This is a genomic window from Bowmanella pacifica, from assembly GCF_014645355.1.
Taxonomy (GTDB): Bacteria; Pseudomonadota; Gammaproteobacteria; order Enterobacterales; family Alteromonadaceae; genus Bowmanella; species Bowmanella pacifica.
Genome location: NZ_BMLS01000001.1, coordinates 22,163 through 38,432, shown reverse-complemented (window position 1 = coordinate 38,432; position 16,270 = coordinate 22,163). Strand labels below are relative to the sequence as shown.

Annotated in this window: 14 protein-coding genes; 11 read left to right on the top strand and 3 right to left on the bottom strand. The window is 49.8% G+C overall.

Going from position 1 to position 16,270, the window contains the following annotated elements; genetic code table 11:
• Nucleotides 1-46: 46 nt before the first annotated feature.
• The 3 genes from IEX02_RS00180 to rpsT all read right to left on the bottom strand — a co-directional run bounded on the left by IEX02_RS00180 (nt 47) and on the right by rpsT (nt 1,726).
• On the bottom strand, nt 47-841 hold the full coding sequence (locus IEX02_RS00180; protein WP_188688534.1) for a UDP-2,3-diacylglucosamine diphosphatase: 795 nt from the start codon (nt 839-841) through the stop codon (nt 47-49).
• Nucleotides 842-955: 114 nt separating this feature from the next.
• Complete coding sequence (locus IEX02_RS00175) at nt 956-1,261, bottom strand: hypothetical protein (protein ID WP_188688531.1); 306 nt, start codon at nt 1,259-1,261, stop codon at nt 956-958.
• Nucleotides 1,262-1,462: 201 nt separating this feature from the next.
• On the bottom strand, nt 1,463-1,726 hold the full coding sequence (gene rpsT / locus IEX02_RS00170; protein WP_188688529.1) for a 30S ribosomal protein S20: 264 nt from the start codon (nt 1,724-1,726) through the stop codon (nt 1,463-1,465).
• Between the two features lie 187 nt (nt 1,727-1,913).
• On the opposite strand from rpsT, the gene murJ reads away from it, so the two are divergent.
• The 11 genes from murJ to IEX02_RS00115 all read left to right on the top strand — a co-directional run bounded on the left by murJ (nt 1,914) and on the right by IEX02_RS00115 (nt 16,198).
• Nucleotides 1,914-3,497, top strand: a complete 1,584-nt coding sequence (murJ, locus tag IEX02_RS00165) for a murein biosynthesis integral membrane protein MurJ (RefSeq protein WP_188688527.1) — start codon at nt 1,914-1,916, stop codon at nt 3,495-3,497.
• Nucleotides 3,498-3,568: 71 nt separating this feature from the next.
• Nucleotides 3,569-4,492, top strand: coding sequence for a bifunctional riboflavin kinase/FAD synthetase (gene ribF, locus IEX02_RS00160; protein WP_188688524.1), 924 nt, complete (start codon nt 3,569-3,571; stop codon nt 4,490-4,492).
• A gap of 71 nt (nt 4,493-4,563) precedes the next feature.
• Nucleotides 4,564-7,392, top strand: coding sequence for an isoleucine--tRNA ligase (gene ileS, locus IEX02_RS00155; protein WP_188688521.1), 2,829 nt, complete (start codon nt 4,564-4,566; stop codon nt 7,390-7,392).
• Entirely contained in the window at nt 7,385-7,882 is a 498-nt protein-coding gene (gene lspA, locus IEX02_RS00150) for a signal peptidase II (protein WP_188688518.1), read from the top strand. The genes ileS and lspA overlap by 8 nt, the downstream gene beginning before the upstream one ends.
• On the top strand, nt 7,875-8,324 hold the full coding sequence (gene fkpB / locus IEX02_RS00145) for an FKBP-type peptidyl-prolyl cis-trans isomerase (RefSeq protein WP_188688515.1): 450 nt from the start codon (nt 7,875-7,877) through the stop codon (nt 8,322-8,324). Before lspA ends, fkpB begins: the two co-directional genes overlap by 8 nt.
• Nucleotides 8,325-8,374: 50 nt before the next feature.
• Nucleotides 8,375-9,319, top strand: coding sequence for a 4-hydroxy-3-methylbut-2-enyl diphosphate reductase (gene ispH / locus IEX02_RS00140; RefSeq protein WP_188688510.1), 945 nt, complete (start codon nt 8,375-8,377; stop codon nt 9,317-9,319).
• A gap of 290 nt (nt 9,320-9,609) precedes the next feature.
• Nucleotides 9,610-10,248, top strand: a complete 639-nt coding sequence (pilV, locus tag IEX02_RS00135) for a type IV pilus modification protein PilV (RefSeq protein ID WP_188691656.1) — start codon at nt 9,610-9,612, stop codon at nt 10,246-10,248.
• Nucleotides 10,245-11,099 (top strand): PilW family protein, encoded by an 855-nt coding sequence (locus tag IEX02_RS00130; RefSeq protein WP_188688506.1) that lies wholly within the window; start codon nt 10,245-10,247, stop codon nt 11,097-11,099. Before pilV ends, IEX02_RS00130 begins: the two co-directional genes overlap by 4 nt.
• A complete protein-coding gene (locus IEX02_RS00125; RefSeq protein WP_188688503.1) occupies nt 11,096-11,659 on the top strand; it encodes a PilX N-terminal domain-containing pilus assembly protein in 564 nt (187 codons plus the stop codon). The genes IEX02_RS00130 and IEX02_RS00125 overlap by 4 nt, the downstream gene beginning before the upstream one ends.
• A gap of 14 nt (nt 11,660-11,673) precedes the next feature.
• Entirely contained in the window at nt 11,674-15,747 is a 4,074-nt protein-coding gene (locus IEX02_RS00120) for a PilC/PilY family type IV pilus protein (RefSeq protein ID WP_188688500.1), read from the top strand.
• Nucleotides 15,731-16,198 (top strand): type IV pilin protein, encoded by a 468-nt coding sequence (locus IEX02_RS00115; RefSeq protein ID WP_188688497.1) that lies wholly within the window; start codon nt 15,731-15,733, stop codon nt 16,196-16,198. The genes IEX02_RS00120 and IEX02_RS00115 overlap by 17 nt, the downstream gene beginning before the upstream one ends.
• The last annotated feature ends 72 nt before the right edge of the window (nt 16,199-16,270 follow it).

The window sequence follows — 16,270 nt, the reverse complement described above, 5'->3', positions numbered from 1 at the left end:
AGCTTTTTGTTGCGTTTTAATGACGGCGTATCGCCAGGCTGGCCATTCAGGCAGCCCGCCTAGCATTGGTTTTTCGAGGTAAGCTTTGAAGCTGATTTTGAATTTTTGTCCAGTACACTAAACTCAGTCGTCCTTGCCCATCTTCGGTCAGGGCCGAGCAATTCTCTATCCAGTCGCCGGTGTTGCAATACAATACCCCCTGTCCGCGGGTAATTTCCGGATGATGTATATGTCCGCAGACTACCCCATCCATGCCCATTTCCCGGGCGGTTCTACAGCCTATATCGCGATAGCGGCCAATGGCTTCATTGGCGCCTTTTACCCGGCTTTTTATATAGCCAGCCAGTGACCAGTATGGTTGCCCGAGCCAAGCTCTGGCCCGGTTGTACCAACGATTGATAAAGAGCAGCAGATCATAGGCTTTGTCACCAATCCACGCATGAAATTTGCCGAAGCAGACCTCCTGGTCAAACTGGTCGCCGTGTAGCAGCAACAGCTTCTTGCCATCGGCAGTGGTGTGGATGTATTGGCGGTGAATTTCTACCTCACCAAACACCATGCCATCATATTTTTGTGCGGGTTCATCATGATTGCCAGGCAAATAGATGACCTTAGTGCCTTCGCTGGCTAGCGAGATTAAGCGGTGAAAGAGTTGGTTGTGCGCTTTGGGCCACATAAACTGCTTGCTCATTGCCCACATATCGACAATATCGCCCACTAGGTAAAGCGTGTCTATACGAGTGTGGCGCAGGAAATCCAACAGATATTCGGCCTTGCAATCTTTATAGCCAAGATGGATGTCTGACAGCCAAACGGTACGATAGTGGCGTTTCTCGGTCATGGTGTAGCCTACCTTGCTGAACCTCAAAGCCAAGATAAGGGAGAACCTCTTACAGAAAGGTGACGCTAATTTGAAAAAGTGATGACAATTTCATCAGGCTGAAAAATTTGCGGGTTAGAGTAAATGCAGAATGACCGCAGGTATGCCTTGGGTTTCCATCACCCGGTAATGCTGGCAGGTTTCGCCATGCTTAAAGCTGTGGCAGACATGCAGGTTATTGGTTTTCTGATCGACTTTCACAAAACTGGCACGTGCATCAAGTAATTGTCCCTTGCCGTGAAAGCCCGGCCAGTAAATGCCTTTTGACACGATATTGGCGCGTTCATAAGTGAGCAGTTGTGGCATAGGCACCAAAGTAACTGCCAGCAGCAGAATACAGAATGTCACTAGGGTTAAGGTGACATATTGTGCCTTGTTCATCAGGGGCTCGCGGGTGGCATGGCAGTCAGGTCTGCAGTATTGAGGAGCGACGCATTTTAGCAAAGCATCTATAGCCTGTCTCGATATGCGGCAGCCTTTGCGGTATATCACTGTAAGAAAATGTAACCAACAAAAAAAGCGCCAATAGGCGCTTTTTTATAGCAAATCCTGATTTAAATCAGAATTTTTAGAACGGGCGTATTAGGCTAAAGCGTTGATCTTAGCAACCAGACGGCTCTTATGACGGGCAGCCTTGTTTTTGTGGATCAAGCCTTTGGTAGCCATACGGTCCAATACTGGAACCGCAGCAGCGAAAGCGGTCTCAGCAGCAGCTTTGTCACCAGTTGCGATAGCAGCAAGCACTTTCTTGATGCTGGTACGCGTCATGGAGCGACGGCTGGCGTTGTGCTGGCGACGTTTTTCGGCCTGGATAGCACGTTTCTTAGCAGACTTGATGTTAGCCAAGGTGAAACTCCCAAAAGATTCTTGTCAAATTTAAGGGTGCGGATTATTCCCATTATTGGCGTCTTTGTCAAATGCTTTTGCCGCTTTATTGGGCAATAGACACAGAGCATTTTGTCTGGGTATTTGTGTTTTTCTTGGCGCCCAGAATCCCTCATAATAGGGTGCTGTTTTTTACCTGGGGACGCATGTGTCGGTTAAGTTGCTGAAATCCGGATTGATTGTCAGTTTTATGACGTTGTTGTCAAGGATTCTTGGCCTGGTCAGGGATATGGTAGTGGCCAATCTGATGGGGGCGGGAGCCGCCGCGGATGTGTTTTTCTTCGCTAACAAGATCCCCAACTTCTTGCGTCGCTTATTCGCCGAGGGGGCCTTTGCTCAGGCCTTTGTGCCGGTGCTCAGTGAAGTGCATGCGCAGGGAGATAAGCAAAAACTGCAACTGTTTTTAGCCCGTACAGCAGGTACGCTGGGTACCTTAGTGTTGATCGTCACTATTATTGGTGTGATTGGTTCGCCGGTTTTGGCGGCTTTATTCGGTACCGGCTGGTTTCTTGATTATTGGCAGGGGGGCGAAGGCGGCGCAAAGTTTGAGCTGGCTGCGCTGATGCTGAAAATCACCTTTCCTTACTTATTCTTTATTACTCTGACAGGATTGGCGGGGGCCATCCTTAATACCCTGAATAAATTTGCTGTCGCAGCATTTACCCCGGTATTGCTGAACGTTTGTATTATTGCTGCCGCTTTATATTTGTCCCCTCGCCTGGATGAACCTGCTATTGGCTTGGCATGGGGCGTGTTTTTCGGCGGGGTAGTGCAACTTGCCTTTCAGCTACCGTTTTTATTACGTACTGGACTGATGGCTAAGCCGCAGTGGGGATGGCGTGACCCTCATGTCAGCAAAGTCAGAACCTTGATGATACCCGCGCTATTTGGTGTATCAGTCAGCCAGATCAATCTCTTGCTGGATACCTTAATTGCCAGCTTTCTGGCAACGGGGTCTATTAGTTGGTTGTATTATTCCGACCGTTTACTTGAGTTCCCTCTCGGTTTGTTTGGTATTGCCATTGCGACGGTGATTCTACCGACGTTATCGCGTAATCATGCCAGCGCCGACAGTCATCAGTTTAAGGCCAATATGGATTGGGCAGTACGTATGGTGTGTTTGCTGGGCATTCCCGCCGCGGCTGGATTGATTGTGCTGGCTGAGCCTTTATTGAGTTTGTTGTTTGTGCGGGGGGAATTCGATGCATCAGACGCCCGTATGGCGTCATACAGTTTGATGGCGTATGGCTCAGGGTTACTCAGCTTTATGCTAGTGAAGGTATTGGCGCCTGGTTTTTTCTCCCGCCAGGATACTAAAACGCCGGTACGCTATGGCATTTGGGCCATGGCAGCCAATATGCTGTTTAATATTATTTTGGCCGTACCTTTTGGTTATGTGGGGCTGGCGATTGCCACGGCGATGTCTGCCACCCTTAACGCGGCGCTGCTGTATCAAAAACTGCATCGCAGCCAGGTATACCAAATGCAACGGGATACCTTGTGGTTTTTATTTAAAGTGCTGGCGGCGTCTTTCGCTATGGTCATTTTATTATTGTGGATGCGGCCCGGCGCGGTGGATTGGTACAGTTGGTCGTTGTCAGAGCAAATTATGCAGGTCAGTATGATGATTGGGGCTGGTGTCGCCTGTTTGTGTTTGGTTGCCTTGTTGTTGGGGGTAAGGCCCGCGGATCTGAATAAATCACATCACTCGGAGCTTGACACTGGGCTTTAATTAAGCGGACAGTCGGTTATAATCCCGTGATTTTTGCATGGGCGAAAGCCTCAACCAACAAGGGGTAGCTGGTGGAATTGATTCGTGGCCTGCATAACATCCGGGATAAACATAAGGGATGTGTGCTGACCATTGGCAAGTTTGATGGCGTGCATTTAGGTCATCAGGCGGTATTGCGCAGCCTGATTGAAAAGGCCAGAAGCATGCAATTGCCCGCTACCGTAATGGTATTTGAGCCGCAGCCGGAAGAAGTGTTTAGCCCTCAGCATGCGCCAGCCAGAATCAGTCGCCTGCGTGATAAATACGAGCAACTGCGCTTATTGGGCGTGGACAGACTGCTTTGTATCCGCTTTGACCGCGCATTTTCTGAAATGTCGGCTTGTGATTTTGTTGAACAATTGCTGGTGTCAAAGCTGGGGATTCGTTTTCTTGTGGTTGGGGATGATTTCCGTTTTGGTAAAGCGCGTTCTGGCGACTTTAGCATGCTGCAACAAGAAGGACTGCGCTGTGGTTTTGATGTAGTCAGCACCCGTAGTTTTCGGTTGCAGGACTGTCGCATTAGTTCGACAGAAGTGCGTGACGCGCTGGCACAATCTCAGTTCGACCGTGCCGAGGCGATGCTTGGCAGGCCGTTCAGTATCATTGGCAAAGTGGTGCATGGTGACAAGAAAGGCCGCACGCTGGGGTTTCCTACCGCCAATGTACTGTTAAATCGGTGCCGGGCACCACTGGCTGGCGTTTTTGCAGTAAAAGTCAGTATAGATGGCTGTACATATAATGGCGTGGCCAATATTGGTAACAGACCCACGGTTAACGGCCAGCGCAGTCAACTTGAAGTGCATGTGTTTGCGTTTACCGGGTCTTTGTACGGACGACGTATAGCGGTTGTGCCGGTGGCTAAAATCCGGGATGAGATGAAATTTGCCTCCTTAGAGGCGTTGCAACAACAGATTGGGCAGGATGCCAGCAAGGCCAGGGAGTTACTCTTGGCTTAAGGGCGACTTGCCCCAAACGGCGTAATGCCAACAGCGCGATGCGCCTGTTCTTATAGTGGAATTGAGGATCGATGAGCGATTACAAACATACCTTGAATTTGCCGGAAACTGAGTTTCCTATGCGTGGCAACCTGGCTCAGCGCGAGCCGGAAATGCTCAAGCAATGGACGGAAGATGGGCTGTATCACAAGATACGAGCTGCCAAAGCGGGTAATAAGCCGTTCATTTTGCATGATGGCCCCCCATACGCTAACGGCGATATTCACATTGGTCATGCGGTAAACAAGATCCTCAAAGACATTATTGTAAAGTCCAAGACTTTGTCGGACTTCGACTCGCCCTATGTGCCAGGTTGGGATTGCCATGGTCTGCCCATTGAACTGCAGGTAGAAAAGAAAATTGGCAAGCCAGGTAAAAAGGTCAGTGAAGCAGAGTTTCGTCAGCACTGTCGTGACTACGCTGAGAAGCAAATCGCCGGTCAGAAGAAAGACTTTATTCGCTTAGGCGTACTGGGTGAATGGGATAAGCCTTATAAAACCATGGATTTTCAATCCGAGGCTGACATTATCCGTGCCTTAGGCGCGATCATCGACAGTGGCCACTTGGAAAAAGGCTTTAAGCCCGTACATTGGTGTACCGATTGCGGCTCTGCACTGGCTGAGGCCGAAGTGGAGTACAAGGACAAGAAATCGCCCTCTATTGACGTGGCATTTCGTGCCGTTGATGAGGCGGCTATGGTGGCAGCCTTTGAACACCCTGAGAATCATGTGGGTGAGGGACCGGTATCTGTGGTTATCTGGACCACCACGCCCTGGACCTTACCGGCAAACCGTGCGGTAGCCGTCAGTCCCAAGCTGGAATATGTGTTGGTTCAAGCTGAAACCGAGCAAGGTAAGCAACGCTTTGTGGTGGCCGCCGAGTTGATGGATGCCTGTTTAGACAGGTTCGGCGCTAGCCATTACCACGCCTTGGGATATTGCAAAGGGGCAGCGCTGGAAAACCTGCGTGTTCAGCATCCTTTTTATGATTTTGATGTGCCGGTTATTCTAGGCGATCACGTTACCACCGAATCCGGTACCGGCTGTGTGCATACGGCCCCTGGTCACGGTGTGGATGACTTTAACGTAGGTCGGGGTTATGGCCTGGAAGTGGCAAACCCTGTGGGTGCCAATGGGGTGTATCTGCAAGATACGCCACTGTTTGCTGGTGAACATGTATTTAAGGCCAATGACCATGTGGTTGAGGTACTGAAAGAAAAAGGTTGCCTGCTGCATCACCATGCTTACGAGCACAGCTACCCGCATTGCTGGCGCCATAAAACGCCGATTATTTTCCGTGCCACCCCGCAGTGGTTTATCAGCATGGATAAAAACGGCTTGCGCACTGATTCTCTAAAAGAGATCGCCAATACCCAATGGATCCCGGACTGGGGACAAAGCCGTATTGAAAAGATGGTGGAAGGTCGTCCCGATTGGTGTATTTCCCGTCAGCGTACCTGGGGTGTGCCTATTCCGTTGTTTGTACATAAGGATAGTGGTGAGCTGCATCCCAACAGCCAGGCAATGCTCGAACAGGTTGCCAAAGCCGTTGAGCAAAAAGGTATTCAGGCTTGGTGGGATTTGGATGCGACCGAATTGTTGGGGGCGGATGCCGATACTTATGTGAAGGTAAAAGACACCCTGGATGTGTGGTTTGACTCTGGTGTGACCCATTATTTTGTCGTGGACAGACGGGATGATATTCCTGCCAGTGCAGATTTGTACTTGGAAGGTTCGGATCAGCACCGTGGTTGGTTTATGTCTTCCCTGATGACCTCTGTGGCAGCTAAAGGCCATGCACCTTACAAGCAAGTATTGACCCATGGTTTTACGGTTGATGCCCAGGGTAAGAAAATGTCTAAGTCGCTGGGCAATACCGTTTCACCTCAGGATGTGATGAATAAACTGGGGGCGGACATCTTACGTTTGTGGGTAGCCTCCACCGACTACCGCTCCGAAATCGCGGTATCCGATGAGATCCTCAAGCGTTCTGCTGATGCTTACCGTCGTATCCGCAATACCTCAAGGTTCTTGCTGGCTAACCTGAATGGGTTTGACCCCAAGACAGACTTAGTGCCGGTGCAAGATATGGTGGCATTAGATCGCTGGATGGTGAGCCGTGCTAAGGCCGTGCAGGAAGAATTAGTGGCGGCTTATAACCGTTACGACTTCCTGGTTGTGGTGCAAAAGCTGATGCAGTTCTGCTCTATCGAACTGGGCAGTTTCTATCTGGATGTGATCAAAGACAGACAATACACCGCTAAGGCTGACAGTGTTGCACGCCGCTCTTGTCAAAGTGCCATGTATCATATTGCCGAGGCTTTGGTACGTTGGATGGCGCCTATTATGAGCTTTACTGCCCAGGAAATCTGGCAGGCCATGCCGGGAGAACGTGCTAAGTACGTCTTTACCGAAAGTTGGTACAGCGTGCTGGATAACATGCAGATCGAACAGCAGCATGACGATAGTTTCTGGCAACAAGCGCTAGCGGTTAAAGATGCGGTTAACAAGGCCCTGGAAGATGCGCGCCGCGAAGGTCAGATTGGCGGCTCTTTGGAAGCTGAAGTGGTATTGTCTTGCCTACCTGCACTGGCCGGACAGCTTGCCAGCCTGGAAGATGAGTTGCGTTTCGTTCTGATTACCTCTGCCGCCAGGGTCGAAACCGTGGATGCGCGTCCCGCACAATTGGATGACACCGAAGTACAGGGTTTATGGGTGGCTGTAAACAAAGCTGCCGGTAAAAAATGTGTGCGTTGCTGGCATCACCGCGAGGATGTGGGCACTCACGTCGGTCATGAAGAACTATGTGGCCGCTGTATTGAAAACGTAGAAGGTGAAGGTGAGCAGCGTCACTATGCTTGATATGTTTAAAAACACCGGGCTGCGTTTTTTGTGGCTCAGCATAGTGGTTATCCTGATTGATCAGGTGACCAAACTGGCGGTGGTAGATGCGATGCAACTGTATCAGTCTATTCCGCTGGTGCCGTTTTTTAATCTGACTTATGTGCATAACTACGGTGCAGCATTCAGTTTTCTGAGTAATGCCGGTGGCTGGCAACGCTGGTTTTTTACTGCTATTGCCGTCACGGTGAGCGTGCTGATTGTGCACTGGCTCAAACAAAGTAATAAGTCTCAGGTGATGTTGCCTTGTGCTTTTGCCCTGATCTTGGGCGGGGCATTGGGCAACTTAATTGACCGTCTGGTATATGGCTATGTGGTGGATTTCCTGGATTTCTACGTGGGCAACTGGCACTGGCCGGCGTTTAACGTGGCTGACAGCGCCATCTGTGTAGGTGCCGCTTTGCTGGTACTGGATGCGTTTCGTAATAACGGAGTCAAGTCAGATGAATGAGCCGATGGTAACAGCCGACAGTGAAGTGGTACTGCATTTTGATCTTAAGCTGGAAGATGGCTCTGCCGCGGACAGTACCAGAGTGCATAATAAGCCGGCCAAGCTGCGTATCGGTGACGGCAGTTTGACTGCCAATTTTGAAGCTTGTCTGATGGGGATGAAAGTTGGCGAGCGTAAGGCTTTCACTTTGGCACCTGAAGATGCCTTTGGTCAGCCAAATCCGGATAATATCCATCATATGGATCGCACTAAATTCGGTGCAGATACACCGCCTACGCCCGGTATGATCATTGCCTTTACCCAGCCGGGTGGTGTTGAGATCCCTGGCATCATTCGGGAAGTGGCTGGAGATTCGGTGACGGTGGATTTTAACCATCCTTTGGCGGGGCAGACGGTTATTTTTGACGTAGAGATTATTCAGATCGCCAAATCTGAAGATTAATTTAACCGGCGATTTGTTGTGCCTGGTGCAGGATATTAAGAGAGAGAATAATGCAAATTCATCTAGCCAATCCCAGAGGTTTTTGTGCCGGTGTAGATCGGGCCATAACCATAGTGGAGCGGGCGCTGGAAATTTTCGAACCCCCTATTTATGTTCGCCATGAAGTGGTGCACAACAAGTTTGTGGTCGATGGCTTGCGTGCTCGTGGGGCCATGTTCGTGGATGAGTTGGATGAAATACCCGATGACAGTATCGTTATTTTTTCCGCCCATGGTGTCTCTCAGGCTGTGCGTAAGGAAGCGGAGCGACGCGGCCTCAAAGTCTTTGATGCGACTTGTCCGTTAGTTACCAAGGTTCATATGGAAGTTACCCGGGCCAGCCATAAAGGTATTGAGTGTATTCTTATTGGCCACCAGGGACACCCTGAAGTTGAGGGAACCATGGGCCAATATAACAACCCTAATGGTGGCATATATCTGGTGGAGTCCGTGGAGGATGTGGCAGCACTGCAGGTTAAAAATCCTGCGCAGTTGCATTACTGCAGCCAGACTACTTTGTCGGTGGATGATACCGCTGATGTAATCGATGCGCTGCGGGTACGTTTCCCCGCCATTGAAGGCCCCAGAAAGGATGATATTTGCTATGCCACGCAAAACCGCCAGGATGCCGTTAGGGAATTAGCCGGACGTTGTGATGTATTGTTGGTGGTAGGCGCGCAAAACAGTTCTAATTCCAACCGCCTCAGAGAACTGGCTGATAAAATGGGTGCTAAGGCACATTTGATCGCCAGCGCAGACTGCATTCAAGCCGACTGGCTTAAAGACGCACAGCATATCGGTGTTACCGCGGGGGCATCGGCACCTGAAGTGTTAGTACAGGGCGTGGTAAACCGTCTGAAGGAATGGGGGGCGCAAAGCGTGTTGGAAACCCCCGGACGTTTGGAAAATATTGAATTTGCTGTGCCTAAAGAACTTAGAGTGCGGGAAATACCCTAAGTATCTTCAGCTATACTTTTATATGATGTTCAGGCGCCAGTTGGCGCCTGTTTTTTTGCCCTAAGGTTATTTAATCTCGCTGTGATAACGGCGCTGTTGCAAGGTATTGCGGCCCATTTTACGAACTGGTCAGAGATGCTTTTTATCAGGCATACTGATCTGAATCTTATACCCATCGTCAAGTGAACATAACCAATTAGCCAAGTATATGCAGTACCTTGTACTAAGCTGAAATGGCGTCCAGAACGGTGCTGGATGATTATCTGCAATACAAAGGGGTCTTGGTGAAGATGCTCGTCAGATATGCGGTGCATAAGGTACTAGCAAAACAACGTGGGGTCGGGATGATAGAAATCCTGGTGACCCTGTTTATATTATCTATCGGCTTGCTTGGGGTAGCCTCACTGCAGTTTGTTGGCTCTTTTTCTAATGCCGATGCCATGAACCGTTCCCAGGCTGTGATTATTACCCAGCAGTTAGCTGAGCGACTAAGAGCCAGTGCAGACATCTCCGCGACCGACAGCAGCATGGTAGTAGATAACAGCTACTTTACGGATAGCCTGTATAACTTCAATAACTTAGGCGCATGTACCGGCAGTAACCCCTATAGCTGTTACTGCCTGGAAGTGCCGGCCGCCATACCCGATTGTAGCAATGGTAATTGTACCGCTAGCGAATTTGCTGCCTTTGATGCTTATGAAGTGTCCTGCTCCCTGGTAGGGACTAATCCGGCCGCAACGATTTCCTTAACCTGTTCGGACAATGATGCCGCTGATGCTGATGCTTGCAGTGCCGGATCTCGCCACAGAATTATGATCAGTTGGCCTGCCGAAAATTGGCAGAACATCGATAGAAAGTTAAATGCGACATGTAATCCTGGCGGTAATGATGACCCCAAAGATTGCGTGGTTTTGGATGTCACCTTATGAAACAACGAGGATTTAGCCTGGTTGAACTGATGATTACCATGGTGCTTGGTTTGCTGATATCAGGTGCCATAGTGCAAGTGATGGTATCCAATCAGGTCACCGAGCGTTTAAACCGAGCCATTGCTTCAGCACAGGAGGGGGGGCGCTTTTTTATCGGCCGTATGCGCAATGACTTAATGATGGCGGGGTTATATGACCCTAATTCGCCAAACCTGAGCCGAATAGTAGACATAGTCGATGAAAGTGCTTTTTTGAAAAACCGTCCCGTTATCCTGCCTGGCGATTTTATCAACCGCCCGGCTTTGGGCTCTGAACAGGGTATCAATGGCGCCAGCGATACGCTGGTGGTGGCCTTTCAGGGCGCGCGCGATTGTCGCGGCTATAAGCTTGGTTATGCCCAGAACGAAGAGTTTTTCGTGGTCAATGAATATTACCTGGATGGCGACCAACTAAAATGCCGGGGTTTTGATGGGCGGGTGTTAAGAGGTCAGCGCATAGCGGTAGGGAATAACGGTGATGCCGCTTTTACCTTGTTGGATGAGGTACAGAGTTTCCAGGTGCTTTATGGCATTGCTGATCATCAGGTTTCAAATGATTTTTCGGGTAAACCTGTTACCTACGTTACGGCAGATCAATTGCCAGCTCAGCGTATACGCAATGCAGGTATTGTGGCTATTCGTATTGCTGTTCTGGTGAAAGGAGACGGTGAGGTGCTTATTGAACCGACTCCCACTTTCAAGCTGTTAAATGAAGATCCAATCACACCGACAGAGAAAAGGTTATTCAAGAAGTTTGAATCCACCATTTCTCTGCGAAATGTTAAAAACCACATGCGAAGTAGAAAGATATGAAACAGCAAGGTTTAGTGCTGGTATTGGCCCTGTTGGTGCTTATGAGTCTGACCATCCTGGGCGTGTCGGCAGTGAGTAGCAGTTTAATGCAAAACAAAATGGCCGTGTCGATGGAGAAACAGCTAGTCGCTTTTGATGCGGCAGAGGCTGCCATTGCCGGTGTGGTATTTGAAGCTGAAGATCCTGTGGTGTTGAACGATGCAGCTATGATGGATCCAATCTCTGAGGCCAGACAAGGTAATGCCATTGATTTGGTGAATCAGGAACTGAGCTGTTTTGATGTCGAGAATTGGACAAATAGGCAGTTGACTTCCACCGGTCTGACAGCCGGTACCGTGCATCAGGCCGCTGGCAATTACGCCAATCTTCCGGCAACCGACAGTTGGTCCAGAACCGCTTATGTGGGACAGGAAGCTTGTTTGGGGTCAAGCAACGTGATTGGCGGCAGCAATATCAGTTGCCATGTTTTTTTAGTCAAAGGTTGTGGTCAGGTTGCTGGCCAGTCTTTTGCTATCGCAAATACGCTTAAAGCGGCTGTATTTGCACCGTCTGGACAGTAACGGAGGAATAAGCCATGAACAAGCTCGGCCTATCCGTATCGAGTGCGCTGTTATCAGCCATGATCAGCATGTCAGCCTTTGGCGATGATCTGGAAATCTATCTTGGCACCGGCAACAGCCAGGTTAACTATCACCCTAATGTCCTGTTTATTATGGACACCTCTGGCAGTATGACAAATAAGGACGGTGGTGACACCTCGCGGATGGCCAGAGTTCAGCAGGGACTTAAAACCGTATTGCAGTCGGTTACCAATATTAATGCCGGGCTGATGCGGTTCTCAGACTACGGCGGTCCGGTGTTGTATCCGGTTCGAGGCGTAGATGAGCCGGTAGAGCCGGAGTTTATTACCTCCATCGCTCAACCAGGTGACGATGCCTATGAACGCAATGGTGTAGTGACGTTAAACAGCACCACAGTGAAACTTGCCGAGGGTACCGATAAGCTTGTTACGGGCTTGCGCTTTTCGGGCGTATCGGTTCCGCAAGGGGCAGTGATAACGTCGGCATTTTTGCGTTTTACCTCAGCACAGCTTAATACCGCGTCCGTTGCCATTAATTTTCAGGCTGAATTGACCGCTAATTCCACAACATTCACCTCCTCGCCAAATGATATTTCATCTCGGCCCAGAACCCTGGCTTCCGTGGACTGGACTCTGGATAACGATTGGCCAATTAGTGGAGAGCTGGTTAATACCCCGGACATTAGTCCTGTTATTCAGGAAATTGTTGATCTCAATGGCTGGTGCGGCGGTAACAGTCTTAGCGTCCTGATTACAGGGCAAGGTACAGGTGCCGCCAGCACCCGCTTGATTCAGGGCTTTGAGGAAGGCAGCGGTTTGTCAGCCCAGTTGGTGTTAGCCTATGACCAAGCCAGTGCCACAGGCTGTGTGTCGGGCGAACAGATTTATCAGGTGAACTCGAACGCTGACAACGTTGAAGAGCGCGGTGATGGCTATGATGCCACAGGTACCGAGCTGACCTTTGATAATGACTATAACCGTTACATTGGTATGCGTTTTGAAAATGTCACTATTCCTCAAGGTGCGGTGGTTCAGGAAGCGTATCTGGAATTTACCGGCGCTCAGAAACGCTGGGATAGTGCATCATTCAAGCTATCTGCCGCCAATGTGGATGATGCGCCGGACTTTAATCCACATTATCGGTATATGGTCAGAAACATGGCCAAAACCAGTAGTGTGACTTGGTCTAATGTTCCTAAATGGAGCAAGAATCAGGTTTACCAGAGCCCGTCTTTAGCCAGTGCTGTTCAACAGGTGGTCAACCGCGGAGGTTGGCAACCCGGCAATGCCATGGTGTTTATTGCCTCTGATTTTGATGGGGAGCGGGCCGCGTTCAGCTATAAAGGAAAGCCGTCTGAAGCCCCGCGTTTGATTGTTAAATTCCAAGGGAATGCAACGCCCGAAACCGCCTCTACCGTTCGCGAGCACTTACTGAATAAAGTGGATGAACTCAGTGCCAATGGCTATACCCCTATTGTGGATACGCTGTACGAAGCGGTGAATTATTATGGCGGGTTGGATGTGGATTATGGTTTAACCAGGGGTAACTCTAACGTTTCCAGCAGTGTACGTCGTTCTACCCGGGTTAGCCATAGAATGTCATACGCCGGGGCGGATGCTGTGCTGCCACCAGGATGCAGTGCAGAAGACCCATCCAACTATGACTGTATCACTGAGTATATTCCCTCGGGGGCAACTTATCTTACGCCTATTACTGATATGCAATGTCAGACCAATAATCATATTGTGTTGTTATCTGATGGAGAGGCAAACAGCAATCACAGTGTCAATAAGATCCAGTCTCTGCTGAACCAAGCCTGTGCAGAGGGCTATAGTGGCGGTGAAACATGCGGTATTGATTTGGTTAAGAATATATCCAAATCGGCGGATTCCGTTATTGGTACCAAAATTGTTACGCACACCATAGGCTTCGCGGCCAATGCCACGGCCAACAATTACCTCAATCAACTGGCCATTAACGGTGGCGGTGGCTTCTATACGGCCGATAGTACCGAGAACCTGGTCGATGCGTTTCAGAGTATTCTGAAAACCGTTAAAGATGTGAATGCCACCTTTGTGTCGCCAGGGGTTGCTGTTAACCAGTTGAACCGCCTGACCCATAAAGATGAATTGTATTTTGCCTTGTTTAAACCTGCCGAAGGAACGATTTGGCCGGGTAACCTTAAAAAATACAAAATCAGTGGGGATGTGATCTTAGATAGCCTGGGGCAGGACGCCGTTGACGACAGTACCGGCTTCTTCCATGACAACTCTCACAGTTACTGGTCAACCCTGGCCGATGGCAATGATGTGCGGGAAGGGGGGGCAGCCAGTCGTATGAGCCTGCCACGTAATGTGTATTTCTTCAGCGGTAACGGCACTATTACTACGTCGGCTAATCAATTACATGAAAACAACAACAGTATTTTACCGGCGGATTTGGGGATCCCTGTTAGTGCCCAGCAGGACCTATTGCGAGATACTGTGGTTAAATGGACGCGCGGCGTAGATGTGCAGGATGTCGATGCCGATGGTGATACGACGGATATCAGACTGCAGATGGGGGATCCTATTCACTCGCAGCCCGTCATTATTAACTACTCCAATACCGATGCGGCTATTCTGGTGGCGACCAATCAGGGCTTTTTGCACTCCTTTGATGCAGAAACCGGTGCAGAAAATTTTGCGGTTACGCCTAAAGAGTTAATGAGCAACCTGTATGATTTCTACCAGGATAATTCAACTTTCACCCATGTTTATGGATTGGACGGCGACTTAGTGCTGCGCCAGCACGACGATGGCAGAAAGCTGTTGTATGTGGGTATGCGCCGCGGAGGCCGCAACTATTATGCCTTTGACGTTAGCACCAAGACGGAGCCTTCCCTGTTGTTCAAGATTGAAGGCGGTAGCGTCGGCTTTGAAAAACTGGGACAAAGTTGGTCGCGTCCAACGGTCACTAAGGTCAGGATCGGCGGCAACAGCAAAACCGTACTGATTTTCGGCGGCGGCTATGACGCAGAGCAAGACAATAAGGCCCTGCGTAGCCCTGATGTGGTAGGTAACGCGGTGTATATGGTGGATGCCGACACTGGCGCTCTACTTTGGTCTGCCAGCAATGCCGGTGCCGATCTTAATCTGGACGCGATGCAATACAGTATTCCTGCCAGAATTTCGGTTATTGATCGCGAAAATGACGGTTATGCCGACCATATGTATGTGGTGGATACCGGCGGACAGCTTTTCCGTCTGGATATCCATAATGGCCAAAGTGGCAGCGATTTTGTGACAGGGGCGCATATGGCCAGCTTCTCTTCCGATGCTACCGTGGAAGACAACCGACGTTTCTACTACGGCCCGGATGTGTCGGAAATCAGCCTGGCCAATGAGCACTATTATGCTGTTGCACTGGGCTCTGGTTATCGGGCACACCCCCTGAATACACAAATTCAGGACAATATGTACATGATCAAAGATAAAGGGGTGTTTACCCTGGATATCGACGGGAACTATGGCCTGCCGGAGATGCCTATCACCACGGCTGATCTTTATGATGCAACAGACCATTTGCTGACTTCCTCCAATCAGGCTGAACGGGAACTGGAAGCTGCCGCCTTTGCTGGCAAGCAAGGATGGTTTATCCGTCTGGGGGGCGGGGGAGAGAAAGTGCTGGCGTCACCTTTGATACTCAATTACAAATTGTTCTTCACCACCTATTTGCCGGCGTCTATCAGTCAGAGCCTTTGTGCACCGCCAACCGGCAACAGCAGAGCTTATCTGGTGGAGTTGATAAACGGTAATGCAGTGAAAGACTTTAATAACAACGGCGACAAAGAGCATGTTGATCGACACGCAGACCTCAAGCAGACTGGTATAGCGCCTGATACTAAGATTCTGATAGAAGATATTGTCAAGCCGGTGGTTTGTCTGGGAACCGAGTGTACATCGGCAGTCATTGATGAAAATGAACCTTGTGGTTCCGCCTTTGAATGCTTGGCCGAGAATATCTATGGTCGCTTCGAACGGGTACAACGTGGTTATTGGAAGACAGAACATGAACGAGAACAATAGTCGGGGCTATACCCTGGTGGAGTTAATGATTGTGGTGGCCATAGTCGGCATTATTGCGGCGGTGGCGTATCCCTCTTATATCAATTACACCATTAGTGGTTATCGCAGCACAGCGCAGGCAGATTTGATGGCCCTGGCCGGTGCAATGGAGCGTCACAGAGCGGCAAATTTTTCATACAAAGGGGCGGCAACCGGCGGCGCTGATACCGGTAGCCCGGGGGTTTTTCATGCCCACTCTCCGTCGGCAGAACCTGTGACCAACAAAAGATATTCTCTGAGCATTGATGCGGTCAATGCCAGTGGCAGCAACTTTGTGCTTAAGGCAACGCCGGCGTCGGGCACAAGTCAGGCCAGTGATGGGGCGTTGTTTTATTACAGCGATGGCCGCAAGGCTTGGGATAAGGACAATGGTGGCAGTATTTCTGCCAGCGAGTATTGCTGGCGCTGCTAAGGCGCTCCTGAGGACTCCGATGGAGAAAAAGAAAGGCGCATTAGCGCCTTTGTTTTTTGTTTAACCACCAGT